Raw genomic sequence first — 19,279 nt, forward strand, 5'->3', positions numbered from 1 at the left:
CATCTATCTAGCGCAACAAAATCGAGGGTTCGTAGTGGCTTCCGGGCGGCAAGGCTCTCCGAGCGGAGGAGCACTCATCGCGGTGGGACGCGAAATCGATGTGGGGGTTACATCAATCGAGCGTCTCGGTCGGGCGCCTGCCGCCCGGAAACCAGCGGCTGCGAAAACGCGCAGCCGGTTGTCTGTCGTCAGCGCACCTGCTTGGCGTCGCCGTCCGCCGCGGATGCCGATTGCAGCGCCGTATCACCGGCGAGCTTCACTTTCAGGTTTTCGGTCATGAATTGCGTTCCGGCGGCGACCACGACATCGCCGGGTTTCAAACCCTCCGCGACACGCACGCCATCGGCGGCGAACTCGGCAACCTTGATCGGACGGGCATGAACGGTGTCGGCGCCACGATCGACGGTCCAGACGATCGATTGGGTGCCTTGCTCGGCCAGTGCGCTCAGCGGGATCGAGACCAGCTGCCGCTCATTGGCCGCCGAAGCTTCGATGCTGGCGGTCATGCCAAGCAAAACACGCGGATCGTTGGGCAGGCTGACGCGGACGGCAAAGGTGCGTGACTGCGGATCGGCGCTGCCGGCGACTTCGCGGACCTTGCCATCGAGCGCCAGCGCATCGTCGGACCAGAAGCCTGCCTTGACTGCCTTGCCCGGCTTGAATTCGGCGATTTCCATTTCGGGAACGGCGATCAGCACTTCCTTTTCGCCGTCGACAGCGACAGTAACAACCGGCGTGCCGGAACCGACCACCTGGCCGACGTCGGCGCTGACGGTGGTGACGATGCCATCCCTGTCGGCCTTGAGATCGGTATAACCGACCTGGTTCTTCGCCTGAGCAAGTGTCGAAAGGGCGGAATCACGCGAGGCGACCGCTTGGTCATAGGTCAAGGTCGCCTGTTCGAGCTGTGATTTCGGGGCAAAATTCTTGGCAAAAAGCTGCTCGGCACGCTTGCGGGCAAGCTCTACGGTCTCGACCTGCCGCTCGGCGGCATCGAGCGCTGCCTGCGCGCTCTTGACCGAAAGGTCGTAGTCAATGGGATCGATGCGGGCGAGCACATCGCCCGAGGCCACATGCTGGCCGATATCGACGAGGCGCTCGGTGATCTTGCCATTGACGCGGAACGCCAGAGCGCTCTCGGTGCGGGCCCGCACCGACCCGGAATAGGAAAGCATGCGGGTGTCATGCACCTTCGCGATCTCGACAACCTTGACCGGACGGATGATATCCTTGACTTCGGCTTTTTCCTGGCTGCAGCCGGCAAGCCCGAGAGTGGCGGTGACAAGCAGCACCGGGCCCACAGCCGGCAGCCTGCCGATGATTGAACTGAACGAAGACACGCGCGTACTCCCGAAATGGAGATGAATCGTTGAACCGGCGCCCGGCGGGCGGCGGCTACTTCAAAGCCTTGATTGCATAGTCGATGAGGTCGTCAGGCATTGCCCGGTTGGTCTTGGCAAGGCATTGCGCCACCATCTGCGGATGACACAGGATGACGGTCGCGGCGCCGAAACAGCGAGACGCGATCACCGGATCCTGTTTTCTGAACTCACCGGCCTCGATGCCGTCACGAATGATTTCCGCAAACAGGTCGTGAATGCTGTCGACATGCTTGTCGATCACACCCCAATCCCGTTCGAGGGCGACGATGACCATCTCGTGGACCTTTTGGTCGTCGAGCATGACCTCCATCGTCATCTTGTATTGCGCATGCACGTAACGCCGGAGCCGCTCCTCGGCGCTGATCGGCAGGCGCGAAATCTCGTAGGCCATCTTGTAGCTGGCACCGAGCATCCGGCCGCAGACGGCCTGGTGGATTTCGACCTTGGAGGCGAAGAAACGATAGATGTTGGCGGGCGACATGCCGAGTTCACGCGCGATGTCGGCGACATTGGTCTTGCCGTAGCCATAATGCCGGAACAGGCGCTCGGCGCAATCGAGAATGCGCGTTACATTTTCCTGTCGGGCGGCTTCGGCGACTATGGTGGCGGCTTCGGACATGATCCTCTGTCAATTTACGAGTGACGAATTTCGATTTTCGTCACTCGTAAATTGAAAAGAGCGGCCTGTCAACGCGGATTCGATGTACGCGTACGAATGGTGACAGATGGTGACAGTGAGAAGGTGGAATCGACGATCGCTATTAGCGGCTGGCCCTGATGAATTCGTCATCCTAGGGCGAAGCAAGGAGCGAAGCGACGCGGCGCAGACCCTAGGATCCATGCCGCGACGTCTGCTGAAGAGTGTGGCGGATCAAGAAGTTACGCTGGTAAGCGCGCCCTGTCATCCTCGACGTTGGAGCATGGCTGAGAGGTCACGGCATGGATCCTAGGGTTTCCGCGACGTCGCTTCGCGACTGCTCCACCCTAGGATGACGAAGTCAGGTCCTTTGCCATCTCGCGCAACCGGAATTTCTGGATCTTGCCGGTCGAGGTCTTCGGGATTTCGGCGAAGATGACCGCCTTCGGCACCTTGAACCGGGCAAGTAGCGCGCGGCAGTGATCGATGATCTCGGCTTCGGTAGCGACCTTGCCGGGCTTCAGCTCGACATAGGCGACAGGCACCTCGCCCCATTTGTCGTCGGGCCTGGCGACGACGCCGCAAGAGGCAACCGACGGGTGCTTGTAGAGCGCGTCCTCGACCTCGATAGAGGAAATGTTCTCACCACCGGAGATGATGATGTCCTTGGAGCGGTCCTTGAGCTGGATGTAGCCGTCGGGGTGCATGACGCCGAGATCGCCGGAATGGAACCAGCCGCCAGCGAAGGCTTCGTCGCTCGCCTTGCGGTTTTTCAGGTAGCCCTTCATGACGATGTTGCCGCGGAACATGACCTCGCCGATGGTCTCGCCATCGGCCGGTGTCGTCCGCATCGTCTCGGGGTCCATGACTGTCAGGCCTTCGAGCGCTGCATAGCGCACGCCCTGCCGCGCCTTCCTGGCGCTGCGCTCGCCCTTTTCGAGATCATCCCAGGCGCCGTGCCATTCGTTGACCACTGCCGGGCCATAGGTCTCGGTCAGGCCGTAGAGATGGGTGACGGCAAATCCGGCATCCGCCATCCCGGATAGCACCGCTTCCGGCGGGGGTGCTGCGGCCGTGTTGAAAGTGACCGTCTGGGGAAATGCGCGCTTGTCCTCGTCCCTGGCATTGATCAGCACCGACATGACGACCGGCGCGCCGCACAGATGGGTGACGCCCTGATCGGCGATCGCATCGTAGACCGGCTTCGGCCGCACCCAGCGCAGGCAGACATGGGTGCCGGCCTGGACTGCGAGCGTCCACGGAAAGCACCAGCCATTGCAGTGGAACATCGGCAGCGTCCAGAGATAGACGGCGTGCTTGGCCATGCCGGCATGAATGGTGTTGGTGTAGGCCATCAGGGCAGCACCGCGATGGTGGTAGACGACGCCCTTCGGATTGCCTGTAGTGCCGGAGGTATAGTTCAGCGAGATCGCGTCCCACTCATCGTCGGGCATCGACCAGGCGAAGTCCGCGTCGCCCCCGGCGATGAAGTCCTCATAGTCGAGCGAACCGATGCGCTCACCCTTCGGATACGGCGCGTCGGCGGCGTATTCGGGATCGTCATAGTCGATGACCAGCGGCTTGACCTTGGCCAGTTCCAGGGCCTGTCTGACGACGCCGGAGAATTCGCGGTCGACGATCAGCACCTTGGTCTCGGCATGATCGAGCTGGAAGGCGACGACCGCGGCATCGAGGCGGGTGTTGAGCGAATGCAGCACCGCCTTGGTCATCGGCACACCGAAATGCGCCTCCAGCATCGGCGGCGTGTTTGACAGCATGACGGTGACGGTGTCGCCCTTGCCGATGCCGCGCCTGTCGAGCGCCGAGGCAAGCTTCAGCGACCGCTGCCAGAAGGTGCGATAGTCGATGCGCTGGCGGCCATGGATGATGGCGATATTGTCGGGATAGGTCTTGGCCGCGCGCTCCAGATAGGTGAGCGGCGTCAACGGCTGATGGTTGGCCGCGTTCTTGTCGAGATCCTGTTCGTAAGGACTGCCCATCCCATGCTCCCCCGCGGTTTTCTTTCAGACGTTCTAATCACAGGCTCGGGCCGCGTCACCACAAACGATGCCACGACAGAGCGCATTCGGCGCAATGATGAACCAGATTCGGCGTAAGCGGGAGCATCGCATACCTCTGCCCAGTTTGACTTTTGTCGAGAGCCGTGAATAATGTCAGCCGAGGAGACGGCATGGCGATCCGACCGGCAGAACAACTCATCCACAAGGCCGCCTGGCTCTACTATGCCCATGGCCTGCGGCAGGACCAGGTGGCGAGCCAGCTTAACATTTCCCGTGCCTCAGTCGCCATGTACCTGCGCAAGGCCCGCGAGACCGGCATCGTCAACATCTCGACTTCGACCCAGCTTTTCACCGACGACGTGCTGGCGCGCAAGCTCGAGGATGTGTTGAGCCTCGACGCCGTCTGGATCGCACCGGAGAATGATCATATTGCCGACCCGTCGACGGAAATCGCCGTGCTGGCGGCGAGCGTCTTCCTCGAACTGGTCAAGAAGGGCGACCGCATCGGCGTAGCCTGGGGCCGCACCGTCTATATGATCGCCGACGTCATGTCCTATGCCGATCTGCAGGATGTCACGGTGGTGCAGCTCTGCGGCAATCTCGGCGCGCCCTATTCCTATCGGCCCGACCAATGCACCATGGAAATCGCGCGGCGGCTGAATGCCAAGGGCCTCAACTTCTACGCGCCCCTGGTGCTGTCGACGGAAGAGCTGGCGCGGGCGCTGCGTGCCGAGCCGGTGATCCGGGAACAATTGTCGGGTGTCAGCGAATGCGACCTGGCATTATACTCGGTCGGCGCGGTCGACGCCGACAGCCATCTGGTCAAATGCGGCGCGCTGACGCCCAGTGAAATGGCGGATCTGCGCAGCCAAGGCGCTGCCGGCGTGATTGCCGGGCAGATCATAGACGCCGAGGGCAAGGTGCTCGACTGCAGTTATAACAGGCGGGTGATCTCCGCCGAGCTTGCCTCGCTGCGCGCCATCGCCAGGCGGTTGGTGGTGGTGCAGGAGGACAGCAAGTTCGAACCGCTGCTCGCGGCGATCGCCGGCGGCCTTTGCACGCATCTGGTGGTCGGCGCGCACATGGCGCAGCGGCTCCTGGACCATGCGGCTGCCACCATAGAAAAGGCCTCCTAGACCCCCCCTCTCCGCTGCCGGCGCATTGTCATCAAAGCGTCGCGGCAATCCTGTTTCACCAACAAAGACAGCAACCGGACGAAGCGAACATGAAGAATTTGTGGAATGACGAAGCAGCCGAAAAACTCGTCGCCGACTACGCGAAAAAGGGTGTCGGCCGCGACCTGGCGCTGCGCGTCTACACGACCCGGCTGCTCGGCGGCGAACCACGGCTGGTCCTGCATGGCGGCGGCAACACCTCGTGCAAGACGACGGCAACCGACCTCGTCGGCGACCAGTGGGACGTGCTGTGCGTCAAGGGCAGCGGCTGGGACATGGGCGTCATCGAGCCGCAGGGCCTGCCGGCGGTCAAGCTCAAGCCGCTGCTCAAGGCGCGCGCGCTGAACAGGCTGGCCGACGAGGACATGGTTGCCCTGCAACGCGTCAACCTCATCGATCCGTCCTCGCCCAACCCGTCGGTCGAGACGCTGCTGCATGCCTTCCTGCCGCACAAATTCGTCGACCACACGCACTCGACCGCCATCCTCGCCATCGTCGACCAGGAGGACTCCAAGCCGCTGGTGAAGACGGTTTTCGGCAGCAAGATGGGTTACGTGCCTTATATCATGCCCGGCTTCGACCTCGCCAAGGCGGCGGCCGACATCTTCGATGCCGACCCTGATGTCGAAGGGTTGATCCTCGACAAGCACGGCATCTTCACCTTCGGCGACGACGCCAAACAGGCCTACGACCGGATGATCCACTATGTGAATGTCGCCGAGGACTTCATTGCCGCAAGCGGCAAGCCGAAGGCGGCAAAGGCAGTCTTGCCGGCAAAGCTCGCGACACCGGCGTCCATTGCGCCGATGCTGCGCGGAGCGGTGGCGGTAGCGCGCGGCGAAGGCCGCTTCGACCGCATGATCTCTGACTTCCGCACTTCGCCGGCAATCGTCGATTTCATCAATTCATCCGAGATTGCCGATTATGCCGGACGCGGCGTGTCGACACCCGATCTGTCGATCCGCATCAAGACCGGGCCGATGGCGCTGCCGGCGCCCGATGCGGACAAGGCCGGCGACTACAAGGCGGTGATCAAGAGCCATGTCGACGCGTTCGCCAACGATTATCGCGCCTATTTCGAAACCAATGATTCGCTCGACGACGTCAAGCGCACCATGCTCGACCAGATGCCGCGGCTGACGCTGGTGCCCGGCCTCGGCATGTTCGGCCACGGCCGCACGCTAAAGGACGCGAAGATCGCCTCGGATGTCGGCGAGATGTGGGTCGAGGCGGTGCGCGGCGCCGAGGCGGTCGGCCGTTTCCACCCGCTCTCCAAGGCCGATCTGTTCCCGCTGGAATACTGGTCGCTGGAACAGGCCAAGCTCGCGTCCAACAAGCCGAAGCCACTGACTGGCCAGGTGGTGCTGATCACCGGCGGCGCCGGCGCGATCGGCGCAGCGACAGCCAAATTGTTCGCCGACAATGGCGCCCATGCCGTCGTCGTCGATCTCGACGCCGAAAAGGCTGCCGACGCGGCGAAGAAGGCCGGCAACAACTCGATGGGCGTCGCAGCCGACATCACCGACCCGGCGCAGGTGCGTGCCGCCTTCGACAGAGCCGTCGCCGTGTTCGGCGGTGTCGACATCATGGTTTCCAATGCCGGCGCGGCCTGGGAAGGCCGCATCGGTGAGCTCGATGACGCACTCCTGCGCAAGAGTTTCGAACTCAATTTCTTCGCCCATCAGTCGGTGGCGCAGAATGCCGTGCGCATCATGCTCGAGCAGGGCACAGGCGGCGTGCTTTTGTTCAACACCTCCAAGCAGGCGGTCAATCCAGGTCCGAAGTTCGGCGCCTATGGCGTGCCGAAAGCAGCGACGCTGTTCCTGTCCCGGCAATACGCGCTCGACTATGGCGCGCATGGCATCCGCTCCAACGCCGTCAACGCCGACCGCATCCGCTCAGGGCTTCTGACCGACGCCATGATTACCAGCCGCTCAGGCGCGCGCGGCGTGTCGGAGAAGGACTACATGTCCGGCAATCTGCTCGGCCAGGAAGTGACGGCGCAGGACGTGGCGCAGGCCTTCCTGCATCACGCGCTGGCCGACCGCACCACCGCCGATGTGACGACGGTCGATGGCGGCAATATCGCGGCAGCGCTGCGCTGATGTAGAGATCCGTTAGACGAAAAGGTGCGGTGCAACTCCGAAACTTGAGCTTATTGCCCGGAAACGCGCTGGAGAAAGGGCGGTTGGGAACTTTCGACCCGACCGGCCATTGAGATCGAGCAAGGTCAAGCAGCCAAATTTTTGCCTTCTCGAGGAGTTCCCTCATGCCAGCCGAAAACTGGTCCCTGCCCGAACGCTTTATTTTTTCGGGTCACCCGATCGCATGGGGAACGATCGGCGACGGCCCGCCGGCGGTCTTGCTTCATGGCACCCCGTTCTCGTCGGTGGAATGGCGGCGGATTGCAGCTTGGCTCGGGCAACGGCGCCGGATCTACTATTTCGACATGCTCGGCTACGGGCAATCCGCCAAGCCCGACGCGGACGTGTCGCGCGGCATTCAAAACCAGCTGTTCGCGGCGCTCTACGCTCACTGGGAGCTGGAGCTGCCCGACATTGTGGCGCATGACTTCGGCGGCTCCGTCGCGTTGCGTGGCCACCTTCTCAACAGGCTCGATTATCGCTCACTGGTGCTGATCGATCCGGTCGCGATCAGCCCTCAGGGATCGCCCTTGGTTCAAGCGGCAAAAGAAAACGAGAAAGCGTTTGCCAGTCTGCCGGCCTATATCCATGAAGCCATGCTTCGCGCCTATATCGGCGGCGCTGTCGCGAACGCATTGCGCGCGGACGAAATGCAGCTCTATCTGCAGCCATGGCTTGGAGACGAAGGACAGAAGGCTTTTTGGCGTCAGATCGCACAGATGGACGACAAGTACAGTCGAGAGGTCGAGTGGCGATATGGCGAGATACGTTGCCCTGTGACGATCCTGTGGGGTGAAGACGACGAGTGGATTCCGCTCGACGACGGGCGAGAACTCGCGCGCCGCATCCCCGGTGCGCCGTTCATCACGGTTCCAAATGCCAAACATCTCGTTCAGGAAGACGCGCCAGAGGCAATAATCTCGACTGTGCTCGACTTCTGGAACGACCAGCATTCTTCAGCCGCCGCGAAACGCGTGCTACAGCAACTCTAGGATGTGTTTCCAGGCCCTGGTTCCCAGCCTCGAATCAGCCTCGTCACTGCCGCCATGCTCATGCGACACCGAGCGCGGCGTGATCTCCCCCGGTAAGAGAATTCGGTGCCCCGCATCCGGCGATGAAACGAGGTGGGTGATCTTGCCGGCTTTGCCGCGCCGCCGGACAATCTCTTCCGCAAACCATAGGGAGGGCCACAGCGCATCGTCGCCACCCGCGACAAGCACAATCTCGGCCGATATCTTTTCCACCGGGATGGTCGCGGCATTCGCCTCCCGCTTGAAGGTTTTCAAGCTGCGTTCGAATAATCCGCTGTAAGACACCAGACCATCCACGAGCTTGGGTACCCAATCCGGATCTGTCGGCACGAATGGCAGGGGGATACCGTCGAGCGACCATGAGGACCGCTCAGGCCAGCTGACGCCATCCCGGCCCGCACCGATATTTCCCCAAACCACCGATGAGGGGCTGATGGCGACCACAGCGTTGATGCGCTGGTCATGGACGGCCGCAAGGAGTGATGCCTCGGCACCCTTGGATGTGCCGACATAGACGATGCGGCGGCATCCCGTTCCAATGAGATAGTCGGTTGCCGCAAAGAAGGTTTCGAGGGGAATTTCGCATATTCCGGGAGGCTGGCCCTCACCGCCAAACCATTGCAGGGCAAGGGCCGACGAACCCTGGTTTGCAAAGAGCCGTGCACGCCCGACATCGATGCGGCCACTCGATCCACCCAGCACCACCACGCCGGTGGTAGCGTGCGGGCATCGAAACAATGTTCCAGCGACGGCGCCGGACAGGTTTTTCTCGATTGCCGCCTGTGCTTCCATTTACGCACCGAACCTTCCAGAACCAGTGACTGGCTCTGCGAATATTCGGCAAAAGGCCGCCTGCAGCAAGCGACTGCAGGCGGCCTTCGACAGCGAAAGTTACTTGGCGTTCGGGTTTGGCATCCAGGCCGGCATCGCGACATCGGCGTGGGCGAACTGCGGCAGCTTGGCCGACAGGTCCTCCATGTTCTTGATGTCCTTGTCGATGAGGTCCTTCTGGGTGATCAGCGTCGGCGGCACGACGACATTGTGGCCGGGATCTTCGCCGGCCAGCAGCTGCGCCAGCGCACGCACCGAGACCTGGCCGACGACGGCCGGATTGGTCGCGGCGGTCGCGGCCCAGGCGCTGTCGGGCTCACGCATCGCAGCAATATCTGAGGTCGAAATGTCAGCCGAATAGATCTTGATGCCCTTGTTCAAGCCTGCTTCGTCGACAGCGATCTTCACGCCCTTGGCGAATTCGTCATAGGGAGCGAACATCACCTTGATGTCGGGATGCGCCGTCAGCACCGAACGCGCCTGGTTGGCGACGGAGTTGGCAATCGGATTGTCGAGCGTGCCGAACATCGCGACTTCCTTGATGCCGGCATACTTCTTCTTGACGTCGACCCAGGTCTCGTTGCGGCGGTCGAGCGGCGCGATGCCGGCGACATAGACATAGCCGGCATTCCAGCTTTCGCCATTGTCCTTGACCGCCTGCTCGAGCGCGAGGCGCGCCAGGTCGCGGTCGGATTGCTCGACCTGCGGGATCTTGGGATTTTCGACATTGACGTCGAACGCCACCACCTTGATGCCGGCGTCGACCGCACGCTGGGCGGCGTCCTTCATCGATTCCGTCAGGCCGTGCTGGATGATGATGCCCTGCACGCCGAGCGCGATGGCCTGATCGACCATGTCGGACTGAAGGGCGGCATCCTGGCGGCTGTCGAGGACGCGCAGGTCGATGCCGAGCGCCTTCGACTGTGCCTCGACGCCCGAGAGATAGGCCTGGAAGAAGTCACCGGTCGAGAGATAACGCACCAGCGCGATCTTGACGCCGGGCTTGTCGAAAGGCGCCGGCTTGTCCGCGGCAAAAGCCGGGACCTGCATCAGCATGGTTGCGCCGGCCAATCCGAGCGCCACCTTCCCCAGAAGTCTTCTTGTAATGCTCACTTTGTTTTCCTCCACTCTTGTTGAACTCGAAAATCCTGTTCCGGTCGAAAGCTACCTCCTGCCCCTGCCCGAAAGCGCAAAGGTGAAGACAAGGGCGACGACCAGAACCACGCCCTTGACGAAATCCTGCGTGTAGTAAGGCGCGTTCATCATCGTCAGGCCTTGCAGCAAGATGCCGACGAACAGCGCACCGATGGCAGTGCCGAAGGCGTTCGGCTTGGCGGCACCTAGCACCGCGTAGCCGATCAGTGCCGCGGCGACCGCATCGAGTAGCAGATTATTACCCGAGGCGATGTCGCCGCGTCCAAGCCGGGCAGCGAGCAAAATACCGCCGATCGAGGCAAAAACTCCTGAAATAACGTAGGCCCAGATCTTGTATGCCTTGACAGGCGCACCGGCGAGTTCGGCGGCGCGCTCATTGCTGCCTACGGCATACATCATGCGCCCGAAGCGGGTGTATTCGAGAAAGAACCAGATCAGCACGGCGAGCACGAGCAGCACGACTACCGACACCGGAATGAGGTTCGGGATGAAGAAGTCGAAGCGGTGGCGGCCGAGCGCCAGGAAGGCGTCGGAGAATTTGCCGTTGGCGACCGAACCGTCCGGCATGGTCATGCCGGTGGCGATCGAGCGGCCTTCTGTCGGAATGCGCTGCAGGCCGACCAGCAGGAACATCATGCCGAGCGTCGCCAGCAGATCGGGCACGCGCATGTAGACGATCAGCCAGCCATTGATCAGGCCGACAACGGCGCCGATCAGCAGGCAGACGACGACCGCGACAAGGGCGTTCTGTTCCAGCACCACCATCACATAGGCGGCCGCCATCATGGCTGATGTAGCGACCGATCCGATCGACAGATCAAAGCCGCCGACGACCAGCGTGGCGGTGACGCCGAGCGCCAGCACGCCGGTGATGGCGACTGACTGGAAGATGAAAACGGCACTTTGCGGCGAAACGAAACCGTCGGCGGCGATCGAGAAATAGGCGACGAGCCCGAACAAGAGCACGATGAACCCGTAGCGGATGGCGTGGTCGCGCAATGTCATCCGGCGCTCCCGCGCGCTGCTGCCGTCTTTACCCAACCCGAACCCATGCTCTCTCCATTCCAATTCCTATCGCCCACGCTCAGGCCGCACTGTGCAGCGGCCCGCCGGCGACCTCGGCCAACAGGCGGTCGAGATCGACATCGGCATTGCGGTGCTCGCCGACGATGGTCTGTTCCGACATCACCAAGATGCGATCAGCGGTCTCCAGCGCCTCATCGAGCTCGGTGACAAACAGCAGCGTGGCGCGGCCGTTGGCACTGGCCCTGAGCTTGGCGGCAATGTCGCGCCGGGCCGAGATATCAACGCCCTGAAACGGCTCATCCAGAATGAACAGTCTTGCCTCCTGCGCCATCCAGCGGGCGACCATCACCTTCTGCTGGTTGCCGCCGGACAGCTCCGACATTTCGTCCTTCTCGGAACGGCAGACGATGCTCAGCTCCTCGATCTGCCGGCGTGCCGTGGTGCGTTCGAGGCGGCGCCTCAGGATGCCGAAGCGCGACATGCGCTTGTGAAACGGCAGGCTGATATTTTCCTGGATGTTGAAGCTTTGGACGATGCCGTTCTCGCCGCGGTCCTTGGCGACGAGGAACACGCCGGCGGCGATCGCCTCGCCGGCTGTTTCAGGCGCATAAGGCCTGCCGTTCAGCGTCATTGTACCGGCGAGCGGCTGGCGCACGCCAAACAGCGTCTCGGCAAGCGCCGTCTTGCCGACGCCGACGAGGCCGGTGATGGCAACGACCTCGCCGTCGCCGAGCGTCAGCGAAATCGGCCGAGCGCCGTGTGCAATGCGCAGACCTTCTATCTTGAGGACGGCCTTGGCCGAATTCCTGACGACGATCTGGTCGAGATGGATCTTGCGGCCGAGCATGGCATTGACCGCGCCCTCATAGTCGAGCGGTTTCTTGTCGAAAATGCCCGAGATGATCCCGTCTCGCATCGAGATGATGCGATCAGCCAACCGCCTGATGTCCGACATGCGATGCGAGATGTAGAGGATCGCCACGCCCTGCTCGCGCAGCCTGTCGATCAGCGCAAACAGCCGATCAGCCTCGGCGCTGGAGAGCGATGAGGTCGGCTCATCGAGGATCAGCACTTTCGGCTGGTGCGCCAGGGCGCGGGCAATCGCCACCATCTGACGATCGGCCAGCGAAAGATCGCTCACCCGCGCCTTCAAATCGATGGTCAGCCCCATGCGCTCGGCAACCGCCTTGGCCTCCCGCCGCACGCGCATTGGATTGAACAGGGTCGGCGCACCGCTGCCGCTCAGTCGGTCGAGGGTCAGGTTGGTGGCGACGTCGAGATCGGCGACGACACCGTCGTTGATATTCTGGTGCACGGTGACGACGCCGGCGCGGATCGCCTCGGCAGGGGTTTTCGGTGCGAAATCCTGGTCGGCGAGCGCCATCGTGCCGCCGCCGCGTTCGTAGACACCGGAGATGATCTTGACGAGGGTGGATTTGCCGGCGCCGTTGGCGCCCATCAGCACGGTGACTTCGCCGGCATGCAATTCGACCGAGACGCCGCCTAGCACCTCGTTATGGCCAAAGGATTTCCTCAGTCCCTCTACGCGGAACACGGCATTACCGACCATGCGTTCCTCCCTGACATGACGCTATGGGCTGCATCGGCAATTGTCAACACGATTGACAATTGCCAGATCGCTTCCTAGCTTGGCCGGGCCGCCATGCGTCCGTTATGTTCGGAGCGCATAAGCGGGAGGATGACGATGACTGAAAAATTGCCGTTCGAAGCCCTATCGGTCGAAACCCTGGCTGCACGCCTTGGCGGCAACGAGGCGCTGTGCGCGAAGATCGGCAAGGACACTGGCGCCTGGAAGGTCCGCGAGGTCGGCGACGGCAATCTCAACCTGGTGTTCATCGTCGAGGGCGCCAATGGTGCAGCCGTCGTCAAGCAGGCCCTGCCCTATGTTCGCCTGGTCGGCGACAGCTGGCCGCTGCCATTGAAGCGCTCCTTCTTCGAATATCACGCGCTGACCAGGCAAGAGGCGCGCGCGCCAGGCTCGGTGCCGGCGATCCATTATTTCGATGAAGGCCAGGCGCTGATCATCATGGAATATCTTGCGCCGCCGCACATCATCCTGCGCCGCGCCCTGATCGAAGGCCGCCAGCCGCCGAACATTGCCCGGGACATCGGCCTGTTCATGGCCCGGACGCTGTTTCGCGGCTCCGACCTGCACATGGCCGCCAAGGACCGCAAGGCCGATCTGGCGCTGTTCGCCGACAATGTCGAGCTCTGCGACATCACCGAAAGCCTGGTGTTTTCCGACCCCTATTTCGACGCCAAGATGAACCGGCACACCTCGCCGCAGCTCGACAGCCTGGTCGCCGAACTGCGCGCCGACCGTGACCTGAAGGTCGAGGCGCAGCGGCTGAAGCACATCTTCGCCGCCAATGCCGAAACGCTGCTGCATGGCGATCTGCATTCCGGCTCGATCATGGTCACCGACACGGAAACCCGGATGATCGATCCGGAGTTTGCCTTCTACGGCCCGATGGCCTTCGATGTCGGCATGCTGCTCGCCAATTTCTGGATGTCCTTCTTCTCGCAGCGCGGCCACGAGCAGGAGGGAAAGCGCGACGCCATGCGCGCCTATCTGCTCGGGGTGACGACCGAGACCTGGGCGGTGTTCCGCGCCGAGTTCTCGCATCTATGGCGGACCGAACGCACCGGCATGCTCTACCAGAGGAGCCTGTTCGAGGATCAGGGCGACAGGCTCGGTGCCGAGCAGGCGCTCGACCATGTTCTGCACCAGATGTGGACCGATTTGCTCGGCTTTGCCGGCATCGAGGTGCACAGGCGCATCCTCGGCCTCGCCCACAATGCCGATTTCGAGACCATTGCCGATGAGGATTTGCGCGCCAGTTGTGAGGCAAAGGCGCTGAAATTCGGCCGTCACCTCGCCGTCAACCGGCGCCAGATCCACAGCATCGACGAGGTCAACCAACTGGCCGCGCTGATCGAACAGGAGAGCAGCCTTTGAACGTCGGCGACCGCCACTATCGCACCATCTGGCTGAGCGACGACGGCCGTTCGGTCGAGATCATCGACCAGCGCTGGCTGCCGCATGATTTCCGCATCGAAACGATCGGCACGGTCGACGGCATCGCCACCGCCATCCGCGATATGTGGGTACGCGGCGCGCCGCTGATCGGCGTCACCGCTGCCTACGGCGTCGCCATGCAGATGGCCGACGATCCGTCGGATGAAGCGCTCGACGCCGTGTGGGAGACCCTGCACGAGACGCGGCCGACGGCGATCAATCTGCGCTGGGCGCTGGACGAGATGCGGCGCTTCCTGCGGCCTTTGCCTCCCGAACAACGCGCGGCAGCCGCCTATCGGCGGGCCAGTGAGATCGCCGACGAGGATGTCGGCCTCAACCGCGCCATCGGCGAGAACGGTCTCGCCATCATCAAGGCGATCGCTGCGCGCAAGCAGAAGGGCGAGCCGGTCAACATCCTGACCCACTGCAATGCCGGCTGGCTGGCCACCGTCGACTACGGCACCGCCACGGCGCCGATCTACCTGGCCACGGAAGCCGGCATTCCGGTCCACGTCTATGTCGACGAGACACGGCCGCGCAACCAGGGCGCCCAACTGACCGCCTGGGAGATGGCCGGCCACGGCGTGCCGCACACGCTGATCGTCGACAATGCCGGCGGCCATCTGATGCAGCGCGGCGAGATCGACATGGTCATCGTCGGCACCGACCGCACCACGGCCGACGGCGATGTCTGCAACAAGATCGGCACCTATCTGAAGGCACTCGCCGCCGCCGACAATGATGTGCCGTTCTATGTCGCGCTGCCGTCGCCGACCATCGACTGGACGGTGCATGACGGACTGGCCGAGATCCCGATCGAGCAGCGCTCGGCCGACGAGGTCTCGCTGGTCTGGGGCAAGACCGCTGCCGGCGAGATTGCCCAGGTGCGCATTTCGCCGGAGACGACGCCTGCGGCCAACCCGGCCTTCGACGTGACGCCGGCGCGGCTGGTCACCGGCCTGATCACCGAGCGCGGCGTTGCCAAGGCATCGCGCGAGGGATTGAAGGCGATGTTCCCCGAGCGGGCGTAGCCACGTCCCTAGTACAGAGGCTCGGCCATATGCTTCGGCGTCGGCCATGTCTCGGTAATGCCCGGCTGCACCGGCCGCTCCAGATAGGTCGATAAAACCACATAGCTGCGCGTCGAGGTGACGCCCGGCGTTTCGTACAGGCGCGCCAGAAGGCCTTCGAGTGCTCTGGTGTCTTCCGTGCGGACCTTCAGCAGCATGCAGGTATCGCCGGCGACGGTATGGATCTCCTCGACCTCGGGATATTGCGAGACCGCCATCAGTTCCGGCGTCTTTCCCCAGCCCCTGGTGTCGATATGGACAAAGGCAAGCAAAGGCTTTTTCACCGCCCGGGGATCGATGATGGCGACCGTGTTGCGGATGGCGCCGCTGCGACGGAGCCGTTTGACCCGCTCATGCGCTGCGGGTGGCGACAAGCCGACGCGATCGCCGAGTTCGGCGTAGCTGATCGTGGCGTCATCGACCAGGACGCCTAATATTCTTCGGTCAATCGCGTCGAGGTCGCGGGCGGTAGCCTTGTTCTGCGGAATACCATCTGTTTCTTCATCCATGGCGAAATTCCTGGTTCTCCACTGAATAGAATACGGCCATTATGCTGATATGTCGAACATTGATCAAGTTGCGCCATTGACTGCCCGAGCCCCGATCCCGGCGCTTGCCTATCTCTTGACGGGCTGCATCGCCGTCATCGGTTCGAACTCGCTAGTGCTGGGTCCGATCGCACCGGCTGTCGCCTCGTCGTTCAGAACCAGCGTGCCTGCCGTGATGATTGCGGCGGCCGCGTTCGGCCTCGGCACCTCGGCCAGCGCCCTGTTCCTGGCCCGCTACATCGACCGGCTCGGTGCTCGCAGGATGCTGCAGGGCGCACTGTTGCTGCTGGCACTCGCGCTGGTCGCAAGTGCCGCGGCACCGACGGTGATCATGCTGGTCTCCGCACAGCTGCTGGCCGGCATCGCTGCCGGCATCGCCATGCCCGCGATCTATGCCAGCGCGGCGGCCATCGCCCCACCGGGCAGGGAGAGCGGCACGATCGGCGTCGTGCTGACCGGATGGACGCTCAGCATGGTCGCCGGCGTCTCGCTGTCGGCCGTGCTTGCCGATCTTGTGCATTGGCGCGCCGTTTTCGCAGCGGTCGCGGTGCTTGCGACCCTTGCATGGATGGGGCTGACAGTGACGTCGCTTAGCGACATCAGGAAGGCCGGACCGGCGCCCGCCCCGCTGGAAGCGCTCGGCATTCCCGGAATCCTGCCGCTGCTGGTCGCGTGCGCGGCCTTCATGACTTCGTTCTACGGCGTCTATGGCTATCTCGGCGACCATCTTCATGTCGGGCTTGGACAGCCGGTTAGCGCCAATGGGCTGGCGGCGCTTGCCTATGGTGTAGGCTTCGGCACCGCTGCTCTTCTTGACGGCGTCATCGACAGACTGGGTGCGCGGCGCGTCATGCCATTCGCCTATCTTCTGGTCGCCGTCGTCTACGTCGCCATGGCTGCGGCAAGCGGCAGTTTCGGGCTGACCTTGACCATGGTGGCAATCTGGGGACTGGCCAATCATTTCGGCCTGAATGTCCTGGTGATGCGCCTGTCTGCACTCGATCCGTCGCGGCGCGGCACGATCATGGGCCTGAACAGCGCGGTGACCTATCTGGCGGTTTTCGTCGGCACCACCAGCTTCGGGCCGCTTTATTCCAACTTCGGCTTTGCTGCCTGCGCGATGGTTGCAGCGCTGCTCATGCTGATCGCCGCATCGGCGGCGGCGTGGCGCACGCGGTAGTCGACGTGCTTGGCCCAACCTTCCCACGGTTGACAGCAGCGCCCTGCCCTTTCATACAAAGCCGTTAATGTTCTCAGGGCGGGGTGAAAGTCCCCACCGGCGGTAAGGGTTTTACCCAAGCCCGCGAGCGCCCTCCGATGGTCGGAGGGGTCAGCAGATCCGGTGTGATTCCGGAGCCGACGGTTACAGTCCGGATGGAAGAGAACGAAACGCAAAACGGACCGCCCCGGCGGGCCGGATTGCGTATCGTGCGTCCTGATTCTGGTTCGAAACGGAAGGATGGACCCATGAATCAGCATTCCCACAAAGACTATGAAACGACCCGCATCGCCGTTATCAGGGCGCGCTGGCATGCCGATATCGTCGACCAGTGCGTACAGGCCTTCGAGGCGGAACTGGCTAACATCGGAGGCGAGCGCTTCACCGTCGATGTCTTCGACGTGCCGGGCGCCTATGAGATTCCGCTGCATGCCAAAACCCTGGCCGGAACCGGCCGCTATGCCGCGATCCTCGGTACCGCCTTCGTCGTCAATGGCGGCATCTACCGGCATGAGTTCGTCGCCAGCGCGGTGATCGACGGCATGATGAACGTGCAGCTGTCGACCGGTGTACCGGTGCTGTCGGCGGTTCTCACGCCGCTCAACTACCATGACAGCGCCGAGCACCACCGCTTCTTCTTCGAGCACTTCACGGTCAAGGGCAAGGAAGCGGCGAACGCCTGCGTGCAACTCCTGGCGGCGCGGGAGTTGATCGCGGCTTAAGTCACCAAAACGGCCGGATTTCAACCCTGCAACAAGAATTGCGATCGAGAAGAGCTCTGAAGGTTGCGGTTCCGTTGAAATCCCGCCAGAAGCATCAAGGGCCGACCGGCAACCGGCCGGCCCGCGACGTTGCGCTTGAAACCAGATACGGGAGACTATTGGGTGGCTCGCATAACACTGAGACAATTGCTCGACCACGCTGCCGAATACGGCTACGGCGTGCCCGCTTTCAACATGAACAACATGGAACAGGGCCTTGCCATCATGGAGGCCGCCGAGGAGACCAAGTCACCGGTCATCCTGCAGGCAAGCCGCGGCGCCCGCGCCTATGCCAATGACGTGGTGCTGGCCAAGCTGATCGACGCGCTGGTCGAAATCCACCCCGACATTCCGGTCTGCATGCATCTCGACCATGGCAACAACGAAGCCACCTGCGTCACCGCTATCCAGTACGGCTTCACCTCGGTCATGATGGACGGGTCGCTGAAGGAAGACGGCAAGACGCCGGCCGACTACGCCTACAATTCCGGCATCACCAAGCGCGTCGTCGACATGGCGCATTGGGGCGGCGTGTCCGTGGAAGGCGAGATTGGCGTGCTCGGCTCGCTGGAGAGCGGCGGCGGCGAGCAGGAAGACGGCCACGGCGTCGAAGGCGCGATCAGCCACGACCAGCTTTTGACCGATCCCGAACAAGCGGTCGAGTTCGTCAAGGACACCCATGTCGATGCGCTGGCGGTTGCCATGGGCACCAGCCATGGTGCCTACAAATTCTCGCGCAAGCCCGACGGCGCGGTGCTGGCCATGAACGTCATCGAGGAGATCCATCGCCGCCTGCCCAATATGCACCTGGTCATGCACGGCTCGTCCTCTGTGCCCGAGGACTTGCAGGAGATCATCAACAAGTATGGCGGCCAGATGAAGCCGACCTGGGGCGTGCCGGTCGAGGAAATCCAGCGCGGCATCAAGCACGGCGTGCGCAAGATCAACATCGACACCGACAACCGCATGGCGCTGACCGGCGCGATCCGCAAGGTGCTGACCGAGAACCCGAGCGAGTTCGATCCGCGCAAATATTTGACACCGGCCATGGCCGCCATGCGCAAGCTCTGCAAGGAGCGCTTCGAACAGTTCGGCACCGCCGGCAACGCGCAGAAGATCAAGCCGCTGCCGGTCGCCGAAATGGCCAAGCGCTATAAGTCGGGCAGCCTCGACCCGAAGTTCGGCTGAGTTCCAGCGATTTATCCCAGAGCTGCCAGAAGCAACCTGGCAGCTCTGGCG

At 62.7% G+C, this 19,279-nt stretch carries 16 protein-coding genes and 1 riboswitch; of the genes, 8 read left to right on the plus strand and 8 right to left on the minus strand.

Features of this window, described 5'->3' with window-relative positions; genetic code table 11:
* Nucleotides 1-188 precede the first annotated feature (188 nt).
* From NKH06_RS06500 to NKH06_RS06510, 3 genes are all read right to left on the minus strand, one after another.
* Nucleotides 189-1,340 carry an efflux RND transporter periplasmic adaptor subunit gene (locus tag NKH06_RS06500; protein WP_352892559.1) on the minus strand — a complete coding sequence of 384 codons (1,152 nt, stop codon included), beginning with the start codon at nt 1,338-1,340 and terminating at the stop codon, nt 189-191.
* Nucleotides 1,341-1,395: 55 nt separating this feature from the next.
* Nucleotides 1,396-2,001 (minus strand): TetR/AcrR family transcriptional regulator, encoded by a 606-nt coding sequence (locus tag NKH06_RS06505; RefSeq protein ID WP_023808749.1) that lies wholly within the window; start codon nt 1,999-2,001, stop codon nt 1,396-1,398.
* Nucleotides 2,002-2,366: 365 nt separating this feature from the next.
* Complete coding sequence (locus NKH06_RS06510; RefSeq protein WP_352892561.1) at nt 2,367-4,019, minus strand: acyl-CoA synthetase; 1,653 nt, start codon at nt 4,017-4,019, stop codon at nt 2,367-2,369.
* 191 nt (nt 4,020-4,210) lie between these two features.
* On the opposite strand from NKH06_RS06510, the gene NKH06_RS06515 reads away from it, so the two are divergent.
* The 3 genes from NKH06_RS06515 to NKH06_RS06525 all read left to right on the plus strand — a co-directional run bounded on the left by NKH06_RS06515 (nt 4,211) and on the right by NKH06_RS06525 (nt 8,351).
* A complete protein-coding gene (locus NKH06_RS06515) occupies nt 4,211-5,176 on the plus strand; it encodes a sugar-binding transcriptional regulator (protein ID WP_023808751.1) in 966 nt (321 codons plus the stop codon).
* Nucleotides 5,177-5,265: 89 nt separating this feature from the next.
* Complete coding sequence (locus NKH06_RS06520; protein ID WP_352892563.1) at nt 5,266-7,320, plus strand: bifunctional aldolase/short-chain dehydrogenase; 2,055 nt, start codon at nt 5,266-5,268, stop codon at nt 7,318-7,320.
* A 164-nt stretch (nt 7,321-7,484) separates the two neighbouring features.
* Complete coding sequence (locus NKH06_RS06525) at nt 7,485-8,351, plus strand: alpha/beta fold hydrolase (RefSeq protein WP_128302420.1); 867 nt, start codon at nt 7,485-7,487, stop codon at nt 8,349-8,351.
* On the opposite strand, the gene NKH06_RS06530 is transcribed toward NKH06_RS06525, so the two are convergent.
* The 4 genes from NKH06_RS06530 to NKH06_RS06545 form a co-directional block, all read right to left on the minus strand.
* Nucleotides 8,337-9,182, minus strand: a complete 846-nt coding sequence (locus tag NKH06_RS06530; protein WP_352440041.1) for an acyl-CoA thioester hydrolase/BAAT C-terminal domain-containing protein — start codon at nt 9,180-9,182, stop codon at nt 8,337-8,339. The two genes, NKH06_RS06525 and NKH06_RS06530, sit on opposite strands and share 15 nt — an antisense overlap.
* Before the next feature lie 99 nt (nt 9,183-9,281).
* The gene (locus NKH06_RS06535; RefSeq protein WP_128302418.1) at nt 9,282-10,334 is read right to left on the minus strand and encodes a substrate-binding domain-containing protein; all 1,053 of its coding nucleotides are present in this window, start codon (nt 10,332-10,334) and stop codon (nt 9,282-9,284) included.
* Nucleotides 10,335-10,385: 51 nt separating this feature from the next.
* On the minus strand, nt 10,386-11,381 hold the full coding sequence (locus NKH06_RS06540) for an ABC transporter permease (RefSeq protein ID WP_127291078.1): 996 nt from the start codon (nt 11,379-11,381) through the stop codon (nt 10,386-10,388).
* A gap of 79 nt (nt 11,382-11,460) precedes the next feature.
* Nucleotides 11,461-12,972, minus strand: coding sequence for a sugar ABC transporter ATP-binding protein (locus tag NKH06_RS06545; RefSeq protein ID WP_352554823.1), 1,512 nt, complete (start codon nt 12,970-12,972; stop codon nt 11,461-11,463).
* A 135-nt stretch (nt 12,973-13,107) separates the two neighbouring features.
* Between NKH06_RS06545 and mtnK the strand changes: the two genes are divergently transcribed.
* A complete protein-coding gene (gene mtnK / locus NKH06_RS06550) occupies nt 13,108-14,382 on the plus strand; it encodes an S-methyl-5-thioribose kinase (protein WP_352892564.1) in 1,275 nt (424 codons plus the stop codon).
* The gene (mtnA, locus tag NKH06_RS06555; protein WP_352440044.1) at nt 14,379-15,473 is read left to right on the plus strand and encodes an S-methyl-5-thioribose-1-phosphate isomerase; all 1,095 of its coding nucleotides are present in this window, start codon (nt 14,379-14,381) and stop codon (nt 15,471-15,473) included. The genes mtnK and mtnA overlap by 4 nt, the downstream gene beginning before the upstream one ends.
* Before the next feature lie 8 nt (nt 15,474-15,481).
* Here the strand turns inward: mtnA and NKH06_RS06560 are convergent, their stop codons facing one another.
* Nucleotides 15,482-16,021 carry an Lrp/AsnC family transcriptional regulator gene (locus tag NKH06_RS06560; protein WP_023808760.1) on the minus strand — a complete coding sequence of 180 codons (540 nt, stop codon included), beginning with the start codon at nt 16,019-16,021 and terminating at the stop codon, nt 15,482-15,484.
* A gap of 49 nt (nt 16,022-16,070) precedes the next feature.
* Here NKH06_RS06560 and NKH06_RS06565 point away from each other — a divergent pair, with 49 nt between their 5' ends.
* From NKH06_RS06565 to fba, 3 genes are all read left to right on the plus strand, one after another.
* The gene (locus tag NKH06_RS06565) at nt 16,071-17,240 is read left to right on the plus strand and encodes an MFS transporter (RefSeq protein WP_352440046.1); all 1,170 of its coding nucleotides are present in this window, start codon (nt 16,071-16,073) and stop codon (nt 17,238-17,240) included.
* Between the two features lie 65 nt (nt 17,241-17,305).
* A riboswitch (FMN riboswitch) is annotated at nt 17,306-17,450 on the plus strand.
* Nucleotides 17,451-17,527: 77 nt separating this feature from the next.
* Nucleotides 17,528-18,001 (plus strand): 6,7-dimethyl-8-ribityllumazine synthase, encoded by a 474-nt coding sequence (locus tag NKH06_RS06570; protein WP_352440047.1) that lies wholly within the window; start codon nt 17,528-17,530, stop codon nt 17,999-18,001.
* A gap of 162 nt (nt 18,002-18,163) precedes the next feature.
* The gene (gene fba, locus NKH06_RS06575) at nt 18,164-19,228 is read left to right on the plus strand and encodes a class II fructose-bisphosphate aldolase (protein WP_013532928.1); all 1,065 of its coding nucleotides are present in this window, start codon (nt 18,164-18,166) and stop codon (nt 19,226-19,228) included.
* The last annotated feature ends 51 nt before the right edge of the window (nt 19,229-19,279 follow it).

Origin of the sequence: Mesorhizobium sp. M1342, from assembly GCF_040317955.1 — a bacterium.
GTDB lineage: Bacteria > Pseudomonadota > Alphaproteobacteria > Rhizobiales > Rhizobiaceae > Mesorhizobium.

What these genes read in the sequence shown, in the direction of transcription:
- NKH06_RS06505 (WP_023808749.1), bottom strand. Translation starts at nt 2,001, where the DNA reads ATGTCCGAAGCCGCCACCATAGTCGCCGAAGCCGCCCGACAGGAAAAT.
- NKH06_RS06510 (WP_352892561.1), bottom strand. Translation starts at nt 4,019, where the DNA reads ATGGGCAGTCCTTACGAACAGGATCTCGACAAGAACGCGGCCAACCAT.
- NKH06_RS06515 (WP_023808751.1), top strand. Translation starts at nt 4,211, where the DNA reads ATGGCGATCCGACCGGCAGAACAACTCATCCACAAGGCCGCCTGGCTC.
- NKH06_RS06520 (WP_352892563.1), top strand. Translation starts at nt 5,266, where the DNA reads ATGAAGAATTTGTGGAATGACGAAGCAGCCGAAAAACTCGTCGCCGAC.
- NKH06_RS06525 (WP_128302420.1), top strand. Translation starts at nt 7,485, where the DNA reads ATGCCAGCCGAAAACTGGTCCCTGCCCGAACGCTTTATTTTTTCGGGT.
- NKH06_RS06530 (WP_352440041.1), bottom strand. Translation starts at nt 9,182, where the DNA reads ATGGAAGCACAGGCGGCAATCGAGAAAAACCTGTCCGGCGCCGTCGCT.
- NKH06_RS06540 (WP_127291078.1), bottom strand. Translation starts at nt 11,381, where the DNA reads ATGACATTGCGCGACCACGCCATCCGCTACGGGTTCATCGTGCTCTTG.
- NKH06_RS06545 (WP_352554823.1), bottom strand. Translation starts at nt 12,972, where the DNA reads ATGGTCGGTAATGCCGTGTTCCGCGTAGAGGGACTGAGGAAATCCTTT.
- mtnK (WP_352892564.1), top strand. Translation starts at nt 13,108, where the DNA reads ATGACTGAAAAATTGCCGTTCGAAGCCCTATCGGTCGAAACCCTGGCT.
- NKH06_RS06560 (WP_023808760.1), bottom strand. Translation starts at nt 16,021, where the DNA reads ATGGATGAAGAAACAGATGGTATTCCGCAGAACAAGGCTACCGCCCGC.
- NKH06_RS06565 (WP_352440046.1), top strand. Translation starts at nt 16,071, where the DNA reads ATGTCGAACATTGATCAAGTTGCGCCATTGACTGCCCGAGCCCCGATC.
- NKH06_RS06570 (WP_352440047.1), top strand. Translation starts at nt 17,528, where the DNA reads ATGAATCAGCATTCCCACAAAGACTATGAAACGACCCGCATCGCCGTT.